General features: G+C 54.5%; 15 protein-coding genes. 9 read left to right on the top strand and 6 right to left on the bottom strand.

What is annotated here, in order from left to right; translation table 11 throughout:
• Nucleotides 1-111 precede the first annotated feature (111 nt).
• Nucleotides 112-405: a hypothetical protein gene (locus ACT3RP_RS11395; RefSeq protein ID WP_441685939.1), complete on the bottom strand. Its 294-nt coding sequence runs from the start codon at nt 403-405 to the stop codon at nt 112-114.
• 537 nt (nt 406-942) lie between these two features.
• On the opposite strand from ACT3RP_RS11395, the gene dctP reads away from it, so the two are divergent.
• The 9 genes from dctP to madM all read left to right on the top strand — a co-directional run bounded on the left by dctP (nt 943) and on the right by madM (nt 10,101).
• Nucleotides 943-1,992 (top strand): TRAP transporter substrate-binding protein DctP, encoded by a 1,050-nt coding sequence (dctP, locus tag ACT3RP_RS11390; protein WP_441685943.1) that lies wholly within the window; start codon nt 943-945, stop codon nt 1,990-1,992.
• A 62-nt stretch (nt 1,993-2,054) separates the two neighbouring features.
• Nucleotides 2,055-2,546 (top strand): TRAP transporter small permease, encoded by a 492-nt coding sequence (locus tag ACT3RP_RS11385; RefSeq protein WP_444671894.1) that lies wholly within the window; start codon nt 2,055-2,057, stop codon nt 2,544-2,546.
• Nucleotides 2,543-3,820, top strand: a complete 1,278-nt coding sequence (locus ACT3RP_RS11380) for a TRAP transporter large permease (RefSeq protein WP_441685947.1) — start codon at nt 2,543-2,545, stop codon at nt 3,818-3,820. Before ACT3RP_RS11385 ends, ACT3RP_RS11380 begins: the two co-directional genes overlap by 4 nt.
• Before the next feature lie 121 nt (nt 3,821-3,941).
• Nucleotides 3,942-4,589, top strand: a complete 648-nt coding sequence (locus tag ACT3RP_RS11375) for a M15 family metallopeptidase (protein WP_441685949.1) — start codon at nt 3,942-3,944, stop codon at nt 4,587-4,589.
• 139 nt (nt 4,590-4,728) lie between these two features.
• Nucleotides 4,729-5,490 (top strand): SDR family NAD(P)-dependent oxidoreductase, encoded by a 762-nt coding sequence (locus ACT3RP_RS11370; RefSeq protein ID WP_483393812.1) that lies wholly within the window; start codon nt 4,729-4,731, stop codon nt 5,488-5,490.
• Between the two features lie 378 nt (nt 5,491-5,868).
• Nucleotides 5,869-7,176, top strand: a complete 1,308-nt coding sequence (locus ACT3RP_RS11365; protein WP_483393895.1) for a malonyl-CoA decarboxylase — start codon at nt 5,869-5,871, stop codon at nt 7,174-7,176.
• 27 nt (nt 7,177-7,203) lie between these two features.
• Complete coding sequence (locus ACT3RP_RS11360) at nt 7,204-8,745, top strand: malonate--CoA ligase (RefSeq protein ID WP_483393811.1); 1,542 nt, start codon at nt 7,204-7,206, stop codon at nt 8,743-8,745.
• Nucleotides 8,746-8,883: 138 nt separating this feature from the next.
• Entirely contained in the window at nt 8,884-9,324 is a 441-nt protein-coding gene (gene madL / locus ACT3RP_RS11355; RefSeq protein ID WP_483393810.1) for a malonate transporter subunit MadL, read from the top strand.
• A gap of 15 nt (nt 9,325-9,339) precedes the next feature.
• Complete coding sequence (madM, locus tag ACT3RP_RS11350; protein ID WP_096277556.1) at nt 9,340-10,101, top strand: malonate transporter subunit MadM; 762 nt, start codon at nt 9,340-9,342, stop codon at nt 10,099-10,101.
• A gap of 15 nt (nt 10,102-10,116) precedes the next feature.
• Here madM and ACT3RP_RS11345 read toward each other — a convergent pair whose 3' ends face one another.
• From ACT3RP_RS11345 to ACT3RP_RS11325, 5 genes are all read right to left on the bottom strand, one after another.
• On the bottom strand, nt 10,117-10,989 hold the full coding sequence (locus ACT3RP_RS11345; RefSeq protein WP_483393809.1) for an NAD(P)-dependent oxidoreductase: 873 nt from the start codon (nt 10,987-10,989) through the stop codon (nt 10,117-10,119).
• Nucleotides 10,990-11,017: 28 nt separating this feature from the next.
• Nucleotides 11,018-12,475: an aldehyde dehydrogenase family protein gene (locus ACT3RP_RS11340; protein WP_483393808.1), complete on the bottom strand. Its 1,458-nt coding sequence runs from the start codon at nt 12,473-12,475 to the stop codon at nt 11,018-11,020.
• A 49-nt stretch (nt 12,476-12,524) separates the two neighbouring features.
• Entirely contained in the window at nt 12,525-13,799 is a 1,275-nt protein-coding gene (locus tag ACT3RP_RS11335) for a TRAP transporter large permease (protein ID WP_483393807.1), read from the bottom strand.
• Nucleotides 13,796-14,359 (bottom strand): TRAP transporter small permease, encoded by a 564-nt coding sequence (locus ACT3RP_RS11330; protein ID WP_483393806.1) that lies wholly within the window; start codon nt 14,357-14,359, stop codon nt 13,796-13,798. Before ACT3RP_RS11330 ends, ACT3RP_RS11335 begins: the two co-directional genes overlap by 4 nt.
• Before the next feature lie 61 nt (nt 14,360-14,420).
• On the bottom strand, nt 14,421-15,416 hold the full coding sequence (locus ACT3RP_RS11325; RefSeq protein ID WP_483393805.1) for a TRAP transporter substrate-binding protein: 996 nt from the start codon (nt 15,414-15,416) through the stop codon (nt 14,421-14,423).
• Nucleotides 15,417-15,426 lie beyond the last annotated feature (10 nt).

The raw sequence follows: 15,426 nt of genomic DNA, 5'->3' as shown, positions 1-15,426 counted from the left end.
AATTGATCATAGCGTTATGAATGAAGTTCAGGCGCTTACCGTCAGAGCGAATTAACACTTTTCACACAAGCACTTAGCAAGCTTAATTAAATCCCAAGATCGCAATTCGGATTACATCATCAACCACGAGAGGATAAATAATCCCAGTAAAGTGCGCACAATACCGCCTATCAGTGAGCCACGTAGAAATGCACGCAGCCCACCCCATAGGATCAATAGCCCGACGATCAACACGGCAATGCTGAAAAACGAATCGTTGATACCTAGAGACCGGGTGAGGCCATCAATAAAATCACCGAAGGCACCAAAGAAGTTGGTGAAAATCCCTAGCAGGAAATCAACCACCACGCGGATTGCTTCGCCGATGGTTTCACCTATTTCGTCAAAAAAGCCGTTTTCCTGCATGTAAAACCCCTAAGCATAGCCATTGCGATGTTTTTGCATTGTCGGCTAAAACCTGGCGTGGGGCAAAGCAAATGCTCTGCGCACAGCTACTCGCCTGCTGGCAACGGCATGCACGCCACTCAAGCGGGGCAGTTACTAGCTCAGCACTCACCCCCAGCGTGCCCAAGAAGAGTCGGTTCTATCACAGTTTTAAGCAACTCCGTAGCAGTACTTAAAAACGTTGTACGCTCAGGCATCGGCGTCACATTTATGCGTGAACTCACTATTGTTGACGAACATGAATGAACAGCGCACGAGCGCAGATTGTCAGCCTCCACGGCCAGAAGCTTACCGTCGCCGCCCACACCTGCGTGTAACACTTGCGCCAGGGGATGCATTTTTTTCTGCCAACACACCACACCTGTTGCCTTCAAGGCAACGCCTCAGGTATTGCATAGTCAACACATCAATGCATAGTCTTCTAGTGTAATGATAAAAAAAATCGACGCAGGTAAATCTATAAACCTGCCATTTATGATAATAAGCAAGGAGATCTAGATGTTACCGTCCCATTTTATGCCCAAACTGCTAACCGGCGCCTGCCTGATTGGCTCTGCTTTAATGGCAGGCACTGCGTTCGCTGCCACTACCATTAATCTAAGCTACAACGGCGCGCCTGACGAAGAAAAAAACGCGGTTCACGTCTTTGCCACTAACTTAAAAGAGTTGGTTGCCGAAAAGACAGGTGATGAAATTGAACTGCGTCTTTTCCCTAACAGCATGCTGGGCAGTGAAGAAGACCGCATGGAACAAACCATGCACACGCCGATGCTTAACATAGCGTCCTTCGCAGGTGTTTCTCCATTAGTCGATGAGCTTTTCGTTAGCGCCATTCCGTTTCTGTTTGACGATTTCGGTGCTGCCCGCACCTTCTTTGATGAAGGCGACTACTGGCAAGAACTAACTAGCACACTTCAGGAGCGTGCCGGTATCGATATGCTGACGGTGGTTGAAGAAGGCGGCTTTTTGGCGTTCACCAATAACGAGCGCCCAATCAGTCACCCGGATGATTTTGAAGGTCTGCGTTTCCGGGCCATGGACCCGAGCCAAGTAGCGCTTTATGAGTCCTTCGGTGCGTCCGGCACGCCCATTCCGTGGACCGAGACTTACATGGCCCTGCGTACCGGCGTTGCCAACGGGCAGATGAACCCGCCGATGTATATTGCCCTTGCCAGCCTCTATGAAGTACAAAAGTACCTAACGCTTGCCAACATCCAGTATTCCGACCAGTTCCTAGTGGGTAATAGCGACATGATCGCTAACTGGGATGACGAGCTTCGCGCTACGTTTATGGAAGCGGTTGCCGAGGCCAACCACAACGCCCGTGAAGCCAACGAGTCTCAGGTCGATTCGCGCATTGACTACCTGGAAGCGCAGGGTATGGAAGTCATTCGTCCTTCACATGACGATCTGGAAGCATTTCGCACTATTGGTCAGCCCGCTTACCTCGAGTGGCTTGCTGAGCGTGGTATCGAGCAGCGTTGGATCGATATGGCGCTTAAAGATGCGGGTATGGGCGAGCTGAATAACTCATCAGCCACTGATTGACGCGTAACCATCAGGGCCGATTAACGTCGGCCCTTTCCATTCGTGCTTTCGGAAATACTCTCATGCTGACCTCGCTTAGACACCGTCTGCTGGCGATTAGTCGTCCAGCTACACTTACCCTCGCGGGCGCTTTGCTGTCCGTTAATGTATTCGCCATTTTATATGGCGTTGTAATGCGCTATGTCGTTGGCGGCGCGCCTATCTGGACCGACGAGCTATCGCGATTTTTGATTATCGCCACCGTAATGCTGGCGGCTGGCGCCGTTTGGTCCGAAGGGGGACATATGCGTGTTGGACTACTGGAACGCTTGCTGCCAGCGCCCGTGGCCCGCCTACTGCATATGTATCAGTGGCTGCTTACCTTATTCATCGCCCTGGGCGGCGCCGTTATTAGCTATCGCTATGCGCTCTCAGTGAGTATGTTCACCTCGTCAGGGCTGGGCATTAGCCGTTCCATACCGCTTCTTTCACTTCCTTTAGGTTTTGCCTTGCTTGCCTGGCATGCTCTGCTATACGGGCCAGCCCCTCTTAAAAACGTGGAGGAAACCGTATGATTTTAACCATGCTGGGGGTTTTCCTTGTCCATGTACTGCTCGGGCTGCCACTGTTTATCTCGCTGCTGGTAACGGCCATTGTCGGATTTATCTTTGTTGACCCTTCAATGATTCCACGCATGCTGCCGCAGCAGTTTTTTGGCGGCATCAACGTGTTCTCCTTAATGGCCATTCCGCTGTTTATTCTGGCGGGTAACTTAATGAATGCCAGCGGCCTTACCGAGCGCCTAATGGGCTTTGCACGGTTGATGGTTGGCCATCTGCGTGGCGGTATGGGGCACGTCAATGTGGTGTCGAGCGTGTTCTTTGCCGGGGTCAATGGCTCAGCCGTGGCCGATACCTCAGCGCTTGGTTCGCTCTTGGTTCCAGCGATGGAGAAAGAAGGCTATTCGCGTTCGTTTGCCGCGGGTCTGACGGCCGGTAGTTCGCTCATTGGGCCGATCATTCCGCCCAGTATTTTCATGATTTTATATGCGTCGCTGACCAATACATCCGTTGGCGACCTGTTTCTTGCCGGTATTATTCCCGGCCTGCTGCTAGGTATTGCCTTTATGGGCATGAACGCTTGGTATGCTTGGCGCCACCGGCTACCTAAAAGTGGTCGCCTGCCTACTCTTAAAGAACTGACGGTCACATTTGTAGCCGCTACTCCCGCACTGATAGCGCCGGTGATTATCGTGGCCGGCATTGTGCTTGGATTTGTAACGCCGACAGAGTCTGGCGCTTTGACAGCCCTGTATGTCGCGCTGTGCGGTGTCGTGCTAGGCGGCCTGCGGCTAAGCCATTGCTGGCAGGCGATGGTCGATACCGCTCGACTGACGTGTGCTATTTTCTTGATTATGGCAGCCTCGGCGACCATTAGCTGGCTACTTTCATACGCCCAGGTACCAGCCCAGTTCGTCTCGCTACTGACACCTTACGTCGACAACGCGATTATCATTTTGCTGTTGCTTAGCGCCATCACCTTTTTGACCGGCATGTTTATGGAAGAGGTGTCAGCATTAATGTTGCTGACACCTATTTTTGCTCCAGTCGCCATGATCGCAGGTATCGACCCAGTGCACCTGGGCGTCATCATCACGCTCAATATCACCATTGCGTTAATTACACCGCCACTGGGCGCCTGTGTATTTGTGGCGGCCGCCGTGAGCCGATTAGAGATTGTGTCACTGTTTAAAACAATCTGGCCCTTCGTCCTGACCGCTATCGCGGTGCTGTTACTGATTATTTTCTTTCCCGCGCTTGCGCTCTGGCTACCCACTTACCTTGGATAAGACAATGCTTGTACCTTCGAGCTTTGATAAGGACTTGTCTCCTATACCGAGCCACCCAGCCCCCCAATGGAGCAAAGTAAGCAGTTTGCCCATAACCGATAACGGGGAGAGATTACTGCCCATGAGCCTGGCGCCCGCCCCTATCCGCGTGTTTCCTGCCTACTCACGACTAGGAATACCTGGCGCTGTAAACGAGTGCTTCGTTCGCGAGAGCGTTTACCGAGCGCTAGTGGCCGCGGCCCGCAGCTTGCCCGGCGGCATCGGGCTGATTGTGCTGGACGGATGGCGTCCATGGAGGGTGCAACAATACTTATTTGAAACGCTACAGGCGGCCATTCAAAACCGTCAGCCTGGGTTGACGGAAAGCGAGCTGCTAGCCCGCACACGTGAGTTTGTTTCCGTGCCAAGCACAGATCCCAGTGCGCCAAGCCCTCATCTGACCGGCGGAGCAGTGGATGTCACGCTTTGCGATGATGATGGGGTGCCGCTAGACATGGGCACACTGTTCGATGAAACGCTGCCCGCTTCCCATACCGATCACTTCGAGCAATTGGACAGCTTAACAACAGCGCAGCATCTGGCTCGCAACAACCGCCGCTTGCTCTACCATATTATGGCCAAGCAAGGGTTTACAAACCTACCCAGCGAATGGTGGCATTATGATCTGGGCGATCAGCTGTGGGGCCACTATTCAGGCAATACCAGCGCTTATTTCGGACCAACACAGCCTGAAACCATCGAAAACCGCTGGCGACGCCCACTTGATTAGCTTGATGGCATTCAAAGCTGACGTTGAACGCTCAATGTGAAAGGCCATGGCAAATGGCTATCAAGCCTTCATTAAGCATGGCTAAACAGGCTACATTAGGACTGAACCTATTTGCCGCCACAATGAAGGAGTTGACGCAATGCCTAGTGTACTCATCACCGGTGCTACCTCCGGCTTTGGTAAAGCCGCCGCCCAGCGTTTTGCTAAAGCAGGTTGGTCGTTAATTCTCACGGGACGCCGAGAGGAGCGACTAAAAGCACTTGAGAAAGAGCTTTCTGAGCACGTGCCCGTTCTGACGTTGACGCTCGACGTACGTGATAGCGCTGCTGTAGCCGACGCCATTGGCAATCTGCCAGAAAGTTTTCTGCCGCTCACCTGCTTGATTAACAATGCGGGCCTAGCGCTAGCGCCAGAACCGGCGCAAAAGGTAGATTTGCAAGATTGGCACACCATGATCGACACCAATATAACGGGGCTGGTCAACGTGACTCACGCAGCGATGCCGTTACTGCTTAAAACCGGAGCTGGTGCGAGCATTTTGAACCTAGGCTCAGTAGCGGGACAGTGGCCCTACCCAGGTGGCCATGTGTATGGGGCATCCAAAGCCTTTGTACAACAGTTCAGCTACAACCTGCGCTGTGACCTTCTGGGTACCGGCGTGCGCGTCACCGACCTAGCCCCCGGCATGGCCGAAACCGAGTTCACGCTGGTGAGGACAAAAGGCAATCAGGCGGCTTCTGATGCGCTTTATCAAGGCACCACGCCACTCCAGGCAGAGGACATTGCCGAGCAGCTTTTCTATCTGGCAACGCTGCCTGCGCACATCAACATTAACCGTCTTGAAATTATGTCGGTGCGCCAAGCATGGTCATCCTTTGCGGTTGATCGCGATCCTAAATAGTTAGCCGTCGCTACCGCAGCGTTATCTACGCGACCACGTCACTGCTTACGATAAGCCATGGCATGGTCGCCTAGCGTCTCTCTAGTCCTGCTTTTCGCCCCGCGTCTCTATTATTGCCGCCATCTTCAAGAATCCACGTTCCGTTTAGTTAGTCGCTAAAACTAGCCGCTTAAAGCTAGTCATTTAAAACCAGTCGATTAAAACCAGTCACTTAAAACATGGGGCCGCATGCGTGCGCCTTCGCCAAAAGTCGGGGGGTGTCTGCCTTGACTAATATATTTCAAAAGGCTATCTGTTATATATATCAATTGCGGATGATAAATTTATTAATCATTTTCTTGGAATCACCGTTTTTAATGTCGAGGTTGGCGCATGAATATGAACATGTCGTTTTTACAGGGCCTGCTTTCCAACATTAGCATGCGCACCCGAGGACGAAGCAGTCTGTTCGGCACGCTGGACAAGAGCGCCAGTTCTTTGCAAAACCTGATAGCGGCTTGCGATACGCTGATGCACCGTGGCGGTGAGGCCTCGCAAATACTCACTGCTCAGCGGGCACTGGAGCATTATCGACGCTTAAACGATGAGGAGAAACTAGCCTTTTTCACGCTGCTAGCCGACGATTATTCAGCTGATCCTGCTCCTATTCATGCTGCTTATCAGCTTTATTGCGAGCATCAAGATAACGCTGCCCTGGAGCGCCTCTTTACTGCCTGTGAGCCACACCGGCAGGATTTACTACGACGCCTGAACCTGTGCCCTGGCGGCACCTTTGAACTGGTTCACATGCGCGCCGACTTGCTTAAACGACTCAAGCAGAATCCTGAGCTTTCAGCCTTAGACGCAGACTTTGCTCATCTGTTCGCGTCTTGGTTTAACCGTGGCTTCTTAGTGCTAGAAAGCATCGATTGGAATACACCGGCAGCCGTTCTGGAGAAGTTGATTCGGTACGAGGCCGTGCATGAAATTGGTGACTGGCATGACCTGCGCCGCCGCTTAGACCCCGAAGACCGCCACTGCTACGCCTTTTTCCACCCCGCTACCGGCGATGAGCCGCTGATTTTCGTTGAAGTAGCGCTGTGCCGTGGCATTCCTGGCAACGTGCAAAAAATACTCGAACACGGCGAGGAGGTGCCGCTAGACGAGGTGGATACGGCGGTGTTTTACAGTATCAGCAACTGCCAAGCGGGCCTTAAAGGCGTCTCTTTCGGCAACTTCTTGATTAAACAGGTGGTCCAAGAGCTCAGCCGGGAACTGCCTCAGTTAAAGAATTTTGTCACGCTGTCGCCAATTCCTGGTTTCTCGGCTTGGCTAGATCAGCAGCCCGAAAGCCCACAGCCTGGCGAGGAATCTGCACCCGATAGCGGCACTCAGAAAGAGTTGTCGCGCCTTGCCGCCACCTATTTAGTCAACGCCAAACATCGCAGCGGCCAGCCGCTAGATCCCGTTGCACGTTTCCACCTTGGCAATGGCGCAAGCTTACATCGTATTAATTTTCAAGCGGATATGTCCGCCAAGGGCTTGCAGCAATCTAAGGGCCTGATGGTCAACTACCTCTATCAATTAGACCGTATCGAACATAATCACGAGACCTTCAGCCGCGACTTTAGCGTGGTATGTACAAGCGACATTCGCCGCTTGGCCAGCCAAGCCAAACAACCATTGAGCTTAGAGCCCAGCGCCTAAGCATAACGACAACAAGAAGGAGTCCCCATGAGCGACAACCTTTATTTACAGTTTTACCCCCATTTCGAGCGCCAGCCCAACAAAGTGCTCATGCATACCCAGGAAGGTACTGACTACCGTTACGCCGACGTGCTGGCTACCAGCCGCCGTATGGCGAGCGTGCTGCTTTCTCTAGGTATTAAGCCTGGTGATCGGATTGCTGTGCAGGTCGACAAAAGTCCTGAAATCGTCATGCTTTATTTAGCATGCCTGCAGGTGGGTGCCGTGTACCTTCCGCTCAATACCGCCTATACCGATAGCGAAATTCACTATTTCCTCAGCGACGCTGAGCCCCATGTCTTTATCTGCCGCCCACAGGATCACGCGACCATTCGTGCGACTGCCGAGCAGTGCGGCGTCACGCACATTGAAAGCCTGGGAACGCAGGCTGACGGCAGCTTCATGGAGAAAGTGGCAGCGGCAACACAAACGCAGGAAGTGTGTGAGGTGGCGGGCGATGATCTTGCGGCAATCCTTTATACGTCCGGCACGACCGGCCGCTCTAAGGGCGCGATGCTCAGCCACACCAACCTGGCATCCAACAGCCAAGCCTTGACCCAAGCCTGGCAGTATAGCGAGGACGATCATCTTATCCATGCCCTGCCGATTTTCCATACGCACGGCCTGTTCGTCGCCTGCAATATCACCCTGCTTAACGGCGCTTCCATGACATTTCTGCCCAAGCTGGATGTCGATCAACTGATTGATCTAATGCCACGCGCCACTGTATTAATGGGCGTGCCGACGTTCTATAGCCGACTGCTACAGTCGCCGCGCCTCAATCGCGAAGTGGTCAGCAATATGCGCTTGTTCATCTCAGGCTCGGCGCCTTTACTGGCGGAAACGCATGAAGCCTTCGAGCAACGCACCGGTCATGCCATTCTTGAGCGATATGGCATGACAGAAACCAATATGAACACGTCCAACCCTTATCAGGGCAAACGCCGCCCTGGCACCGTGGGCATGCCGCTGTCTGGCGTGGAAATTCGTATTGCTGACCGTGAAAGCGGTGCCTCACTCCCTCAAGGGGAAACGGGCATGGTGGAGCTACGCGGCCCCAATGTGTTTCAGGGCTACTGGCGTATGCCTGAGAAGACTCAGGCTGAGTTTCGCGACGACGGTTTCTTCATTACCGGCGATTTGGGCTGCATCGACGAACACGGTTATCTGAATATCGTTGGCCGTGATAAAGACTTAGTTATTTCAGGTGGTTATAACGTCTACCCGAAAGAAATAGAGCTTTTAATCGACGATCTTTCAGGCGTCTCAGAATCCGCGGTGGTCGGTGTGCCGCATGCAGATCTGGGTGAAGGCGTTATCGCCGTCGTCGTACGCGAAGCGCAGGGCGAGGTTAGCGAAGCCAGTATATTGGCAGCCTTGAGCGATCAGTTGGCGCGTTATAAACAGCCTAAGCAGGTCTTCTTTGCGAACGCGCTTCCTCGCAATGTGATGGGCAAGGTACAAAAAAATCAGCTGCGCGATACCTTCGCCGACACCTTCGCATCGAAACAGACCGCTGCCCACGCTTAATACTATCCTAAATACTATCCTACGCCGCAGAGGAAAACCGGGAGATAACCCCTGCGGCTAAAACCTATGGCGCAAAAACCTATGTAGCAAAAAACTATGCAACGCCACTCAAAATAAAGATAAAACAGGAAGTTAACTATGGTGATCTACGGAGTTGCCCTCCTCGCAGGGTGTATGTTGGTTGGCCTATGGGCCGGAGATGTGCTCGGCATGCTGCTGGATATCGACTCTAATGTCGGTGGCGTGGGTATTGCGATGCTGCTGCTGATTTTTATCGGCGGCTATCTTAGCGACAAAAAGAAACTGCCGGCCAGCACCGAGAGTGGCATTACGTTTTGGAACGGTATGTATATCCCCATTGTAGTCGCCATGGCGGCCAGCCAGAACGTCGCGGCAGCCATTGATGGTGGCTTCATTGCACTGTTCGCAAGTCTTGCTGCCGTTGGCGCTAGCTTTGCCTTGATTCCTCTTTTTGGGCGTTCAAGCAAAGAAAAGCATGCATCAGAGACGCCTTCTAATGCTCAGGCTCCGCTATCGGCGCCATCCGTGGCAGGCAGCCACTCACGCCCTACGCGCTAAAAAGAGGCCATATTTATGCTTGAATCACTGCTTACTCAGCTGGAAAAACAGCATCTGATTGCCGCCTTCGCGCTGGTCGGCGGGGCCATGTACCTGTCTTATATTGTCAGCGATAAGCTGACCCGTGGTCGCGTCCATGGATCGGCCATCGCTATCATGGTCGGTTTGATACTGGCCTATGTAGGGGGAGTCGCAACCGGCGGTACGAAAGGACTTGCCGATATCAGCCTGTTCGCTGGGCTAGGGCTGATGGGCGGCGGCATGCTGCGCGACCTAGCCATCATCGCCACGGCGTACGGCGTTCGCTTTCAGGAGATCCGCGAAGCGGGCATGAGCGGCGTGGTGGCCTTATTTCTAGGCGTGATAGTGTCGTTCGTTGCAGGTGTTGCGGTTGCCTACGCCTTCGGCTACCGCGACCCGGTCACCTTAACCACCATTGGTGCAGGCACCGCCACGTATATCGTTGGCCCGATTGCCGGTGCCGCCATTGGCGCCTCTTCTGAGATTATTGCGCTATCCATTGCCGCCGGCCTGTTCAAATCAATATTGGTCATGATTATGACGCCCATGCTGGCACGTCATATTGGTTTGGATAACCCACGTTCAGCGATGATTTTCGGCGGCCTAATGGGCACTACCAGCGGCGTTGCGGCTGGGCTTGCGGCAACCGACCCTAAGCTTGTTCCTTATGGCGCGATGACGGCGACGTTTTACACTGGGCTTGGCGCATTGCTAGCGCCGTCGGTGCTTTACCTAGCCGTCCGCGCCATTTTCTAACCCGACGGCTTGTCGTTAACGTTTCGCCAAAACGCCAATGAGCTCGGGAATGGAAAGGCTTTGATCCTCAACGGAGGTGTAGAGGCTGTGAACAGCAGCGGCAACGCCTCCTTCAACGCCAAGATCATCGGTCATCGTGTGGTAATAGCCCAGATCTTTACTAGCATTGGCGACGGAGAACCTAAAGCCCGACGGATCGTTCTCGGCAATATAAGGACGCAGCCGTTCTAACACGACCCCGCCGCCACCGCCGGCCCCTAGCACTTCAAGCAATGCGCTATCGCTAATCCCCGCTTTGCGGGAGGCAGCGGTGGCCTCCGCCAATACTGCCGAAAAGCCTAACGATACAAAATTATGCAGTAGCTTCAGGGTATGGCCCGCACCAACGTCGCCCGCATGAGCGATGTTTTCCGCAAAGCCCTCCAGCAGCGGCAAGGTTTCGTCAAACAGCGCCTTCGGTGCGCCCACGATGAGATTGAGCCGCCCTTCAGCCGCTTCTTTAGGTGTGCGCGTCATGGCTGCATCCATAAAGCGGCCACCTGCCTCAGCGACTCGAGCAGCGACTTTTTCCGTTGAGCTAGGTAGCGCCGTGGAGCAGTCCATCACAATGCTGCTGGGCTTCAAGCCTTCCAGCACACCGTTGGGTTCAAAGAGCACGGCCTCCACCTGAGGCGATCCCGTCACGCACAAAATAACCACATCAACGCTCTGCGCCAATTCGCGTCCTGTAGGCTGCGCATGAGCGCCGGCGGCTAACAAATCGTCCACGGGCTGATTGCCAGGGTGTTCTAGAAAACTGACAAAATGGCCTGCGCGCTGCAGACTACTGGCAATACCGTGGCCCATCAGGCCCACGCCGACGATGCCTACCTGGCGTTTTGTTGTCATGGGTGTCTCCTTTAAGAGAAAGCGCCTGTTAATGTTTTATCGCAATGGTTTTAATACGCGTGTAGCTACGCAGCCCCTCAAAGCCTTTCTCACGACCATGCCCCGAGCGGCCAATACCGCCGAAAGGAAGCTCTACGCCCCCCGCCGCGCCGTAATTATTGATAAACACTTGGCCACTGCGAATGCCTTTGGCCAAGCGCAGCTGACGACCGCCATCCCGCGTCCAAACACCCGCACAAAGGCCAAAGTCGGTCGCATTCGCCAAGGCCAGCGCTTGCGCTTCATCCTCAAAAACCTGGACAACCAGCACAGGGCCAAACAACTCTTCGCGCAGCACTTCGTGCCCGTCGGGAATATTGGTTAGCAGCTGCGGAAGTACAAAGTGTCCGTCAGCCGGTGCGCCAGCAGCCAGCTGGCCTTTTGCGGCCACCCGAATGCCATCGGCTTCAGCCGCTGCCAAACGCTCTTCCAGCTTGGATTTCTGGCGCGCATTGATCAGCGGCCCACAGTCGGCATCGGCTTCACCCACATCGCAACGCAGTGCCGAAAAGAGCTCAGACAGCGTAGCGACAACGCTATCGGCAATATCGCGCTGTACTAACAACCGGCTGCCGGCCGAGCAGGTCTGACCCGCATTTTGGACAATGCCGCGCACCACGGCTGGCAGCGCTACCTCAAGATCGGCATCAGCAAAGACCAGCTGAGGTGATTTCCCGCCGAGCTCTAGCGTGACCGGCACATGATGTTGGGCGGCTGCCTGGGCAACCTGCGTACCGGTTTCTGGCGAGCCGGTAAATGACAGGTGATGAATATCCGCATGTGACGCCAGCGCGGCGCCCGCCTCAGAGCCCAGCCCTGGTACGACGTTAAGCGCACCGGCGGGTAAGCCATGATTTGTCGCCAGCTCAGCAAGGCGCAGCACGCTCAAGCAGGCGTCCTCTGCGGGCTTAAGTACGATGGTATTACCTGCGGCTAGTGCTGCTGCCGCGCAGCGTCCAAAAATTTGTGCGGGGTAATTCCAGGGAATAATTTGTGCACAGACGCCGTAAGGTTCACGCAGCGTCATGACAGCAAAGTCATTTTCAAAGGGAATGGTTTCACCATGTAGCTTATCCGCCGCACCGCCGTAAAAGCGGAAGTAGCGCGCGCAGGCGGCAATATCGCCCTTCGCCTGAGTCATAGGTTTTCCCGTATCGGCACACTCAAGCTGCGCCAGCTGCTCGTGATGAGCTTCAATCACCCCTGCAAAGCTCAGCAGCCATTCACTGCGAAGGCGCGCAGACCAGCGAGACCACTCGCCTAGTTGACCAGAAAAAGCGTTTTGAGCTGCCTGCACTGCGGCATTCACCTCTTCAGCCTGACTGCGAGCAATACGCGCCAACGGCTCCCCGGTGGCGGGGGCTTCGACCTGAATCGTCACAGCGGTATTTACCCACTGCCCGCCAATTAACGCCTGCTGAGGTGGCAAGGCCAACGCATGGGACATAGGTCACTCCTTTATTGTGGCTATATGTAAGGATTTAAAAGCCGTGTATCTAACCGTAGAAAAGATTGACTAACCCCATTGAAATCCATGGCATATAGGTAATCATCATGAGGCAAACCAGCACCACCAACACAAACTGAACCAGCCAGGGCAGCATTTGATCAATCGATATTTTGGCGACAGCACAGGCGGCAAAGAGATTCACGCCCAGCGGTGGCGTAATCATACCCAGCGCCAGGTTCACCACCATCACAAGGCCAAAGTGAACGGGATGGATGCCGAACTGCATTGCAATCGGGGTAAGAATCGGCGCCAGCACCAAAATGGCAGCGCCGGTTTCAATGAACATGCCGACAACGAGCAGCAGCGCATTGACCGCCAACAAAAATGCCCAAGGGCTATCGAACACGGACGTTACCCAGGCGGCAACGTGAACCGGTAGCCCAGAGCGGCTGATAAGAAAGCTGAACAGCGCCGCCGCGGCAATAATCAGCATGACAGCGGCCGTTGAGACAACGCTTTGGCGCAGCACCGGCATTAGGTCTGCAAGCTTCAGCTCGCGATAGCAAGCGCCGACGACTAAGGCATAGAACACCGCCACGGCCGAGGCTTCCGTCGGGGTGAAAATACCGCCATAGATACCGCCAATCACCACGATGGGCATCAGCATCGCTGCCCACGCCCGCTGGAAAGCCGTCACAAAACTAGTACGACCTTTACTATCCTCAAGGCCAAAACCACGTAGTTTGCAGAAGATATACAGAAAGAGCAGCAGCGCCATGCCGATCAGAAGCCCTGGACCAATACCAGCAATGAACAGTTGGCCAATGGAGGTATCGGTGCTCACCCCGAACAAAATGAGCGGAATAGAAGGAGGAATCAGCACCCCAAGCTCCGCAGAGGATGCCTGAATAGAGGCGGCGAGCGGCTTCGGGTAGCCATGCTTGACCATCGCCGGAATCAGGATCGCACCGATGGCAAAGGTCGTGGCCACACTTGAACCTGACACGGCAGCAAACATCATGCAGGTCAGCACGCACGTCATCGCCAAACCGCCTTGCACGCCGCCGACGATAGATTTTGCCAGATCGACAAGGCGGCTAGAGATGCCGCCAGCCGCCATCAGGTTACCGGCTAGAATGAAGAAAGGAATCGCCATTAACGGGAAGTTATCAAGCCCCACAAACAGCTGCTGCGGAACCATGACCAGCGGCAGCCGTGAGAAAAACTCGATACCGATGATCGATGCCAGCAAGATCGAAATTGCGATCGGCACGCCGGTGGCGAATAAAATCAGCAGAGAAAGACCGATAGCTAGGTTCATGAGAGTGGCTCTCTCTGGGTCGATCCTAAGTTTTGCGGGGCCGCATCTTGCTCAATAGTTTCGTCGTGCATCGGCCCCAGCGCTTCGAGACCACAGCTTTGCGCAAGCAATCTTGCCAGCACGGCCAACATCGCAAACGCGCTGCCCACGGGAATCGCCGCGTATGCCCACGCCATTGAGACCTCAAGCGCCGACAGCGTTTGGCGGCTGACCCTCTGGGTCATTTGAATGCCGTAATAAACCAAGACCGCTAGCACCAACAGACAGCACAGCCCAATGAGCCACTCCAGTGCCAGCAGGGTGCGCTTGGGTACTAGCTTGTAGATCACCTCGACCGCCATCATAAAACCGCCACGGAACGTAGCCGCCGCCGCCATAAAGACACACCAGATCATCGATGCCCGTGATAGCGTTTCCGACCACGTGGAAGGCGCATTAAAGATAAACCGAGTGAGCACCTGATAGAAACTCAGCGACACCGATATGATCAACATCACAATAGCGATCGTTAGTGCCAGACGAGTCAAGACATGTTCGGCACGCAGAAACCAAGACACCATGAGTCACCTCACCCCGTCAGGTTGTGGGAAGGTGGCGCCCAGCGGGCGCCACGAGATAGGCTCAGCAGCTGCTGTTACGAATGCGCTCTAACATTTCATCACCGTACTGTTCAACAAAGCGGGCGTAGACATCCTCCACGGCCTCTTGGAAAGGCGCTGGGTCGATATTGTCCGTTACGGTCATGCCGCGTTCTTGTAGAAACGCAACGCCCTCTTGTTCTAATCGTGACACCTCTGCGCGAGTAGCGACGGTGGCTGCTTGGGCGGCCTCATCGAACCACTCTCGCTCTTCATCACTCAGCCCATCGAGCAGCACGGGAGAGCCCAACAGAATAGCGGGCGAGTAAACATGCCCCGTCAAAGACAGCTGGTCCTGCACTTCGTAAAGGTTCGAGGCCACAATGACCGCAATTGGGTTTTCTTGACCATCGACCGTACCCTGTTGCAGCGCGGTGAACAGCTCAGGCATGGCCATCGGCGTAGGGCTTGCGCCTAACCCTTCAAACGCCTGCTGGTGAATACGGTTCTCCATGGTACGAATCTTCAGGCCGCTAACGTCCTCAGGCGCGGCGATGGCACGCTGGCTATTGGTGATATGACGGAAACCGTTTTCCGACCAGGACAGGCCGACCAAATCGTGCTCGCCCATTTTATCCAGCAGCTCCTGGCCGATCTCGCCATCGAGCACACAGCGCGCCTGCTCGTAGCTGGTGAACAAGAACGGCAGATCAAGCACATAGGTCTCCGGAACAAAGTTACCCAGCGGCCCGGTGGAGGTGATCACGACATCGACGGTACCAATCTGCAGCCCCTCGATCATGGCGCGCTCTCCGCCGAGTGAGCCGCTAGGATGATCGGACACGGTAAATTCGCCATCAGAGAGGCGTTCTAAGGTTTCTTTAAAGGCCCGCGATCCCTCACCGTAATGGGAGTTGCTGGAGATGGCGTAGCCCACACTGACTTCCGTGGCGGCCTGGGCTTGAAACGCAAGCCCCGTCAGGGCGATAGCGGTACCAATGGCCGTTACGAGCGTGCGTTGAGTGAAATGAGTGGTCATGGTGATGCTC

The sequence above is a fragment of the Halomonas sp. AOP5-B2-8 genome (genome assembly GCF_052376475.1).
GTDB classification, from domain to species: domain Bacteria; phylum Pseudomonadota; class Gammaproteobacteria; order Pseudomonadales; family Halomonadaceae; genus Vreelandella; species Vreelandella casei.
This window is presented reverse-complemented; position numbering and strand designations above follow the sequence as displayed.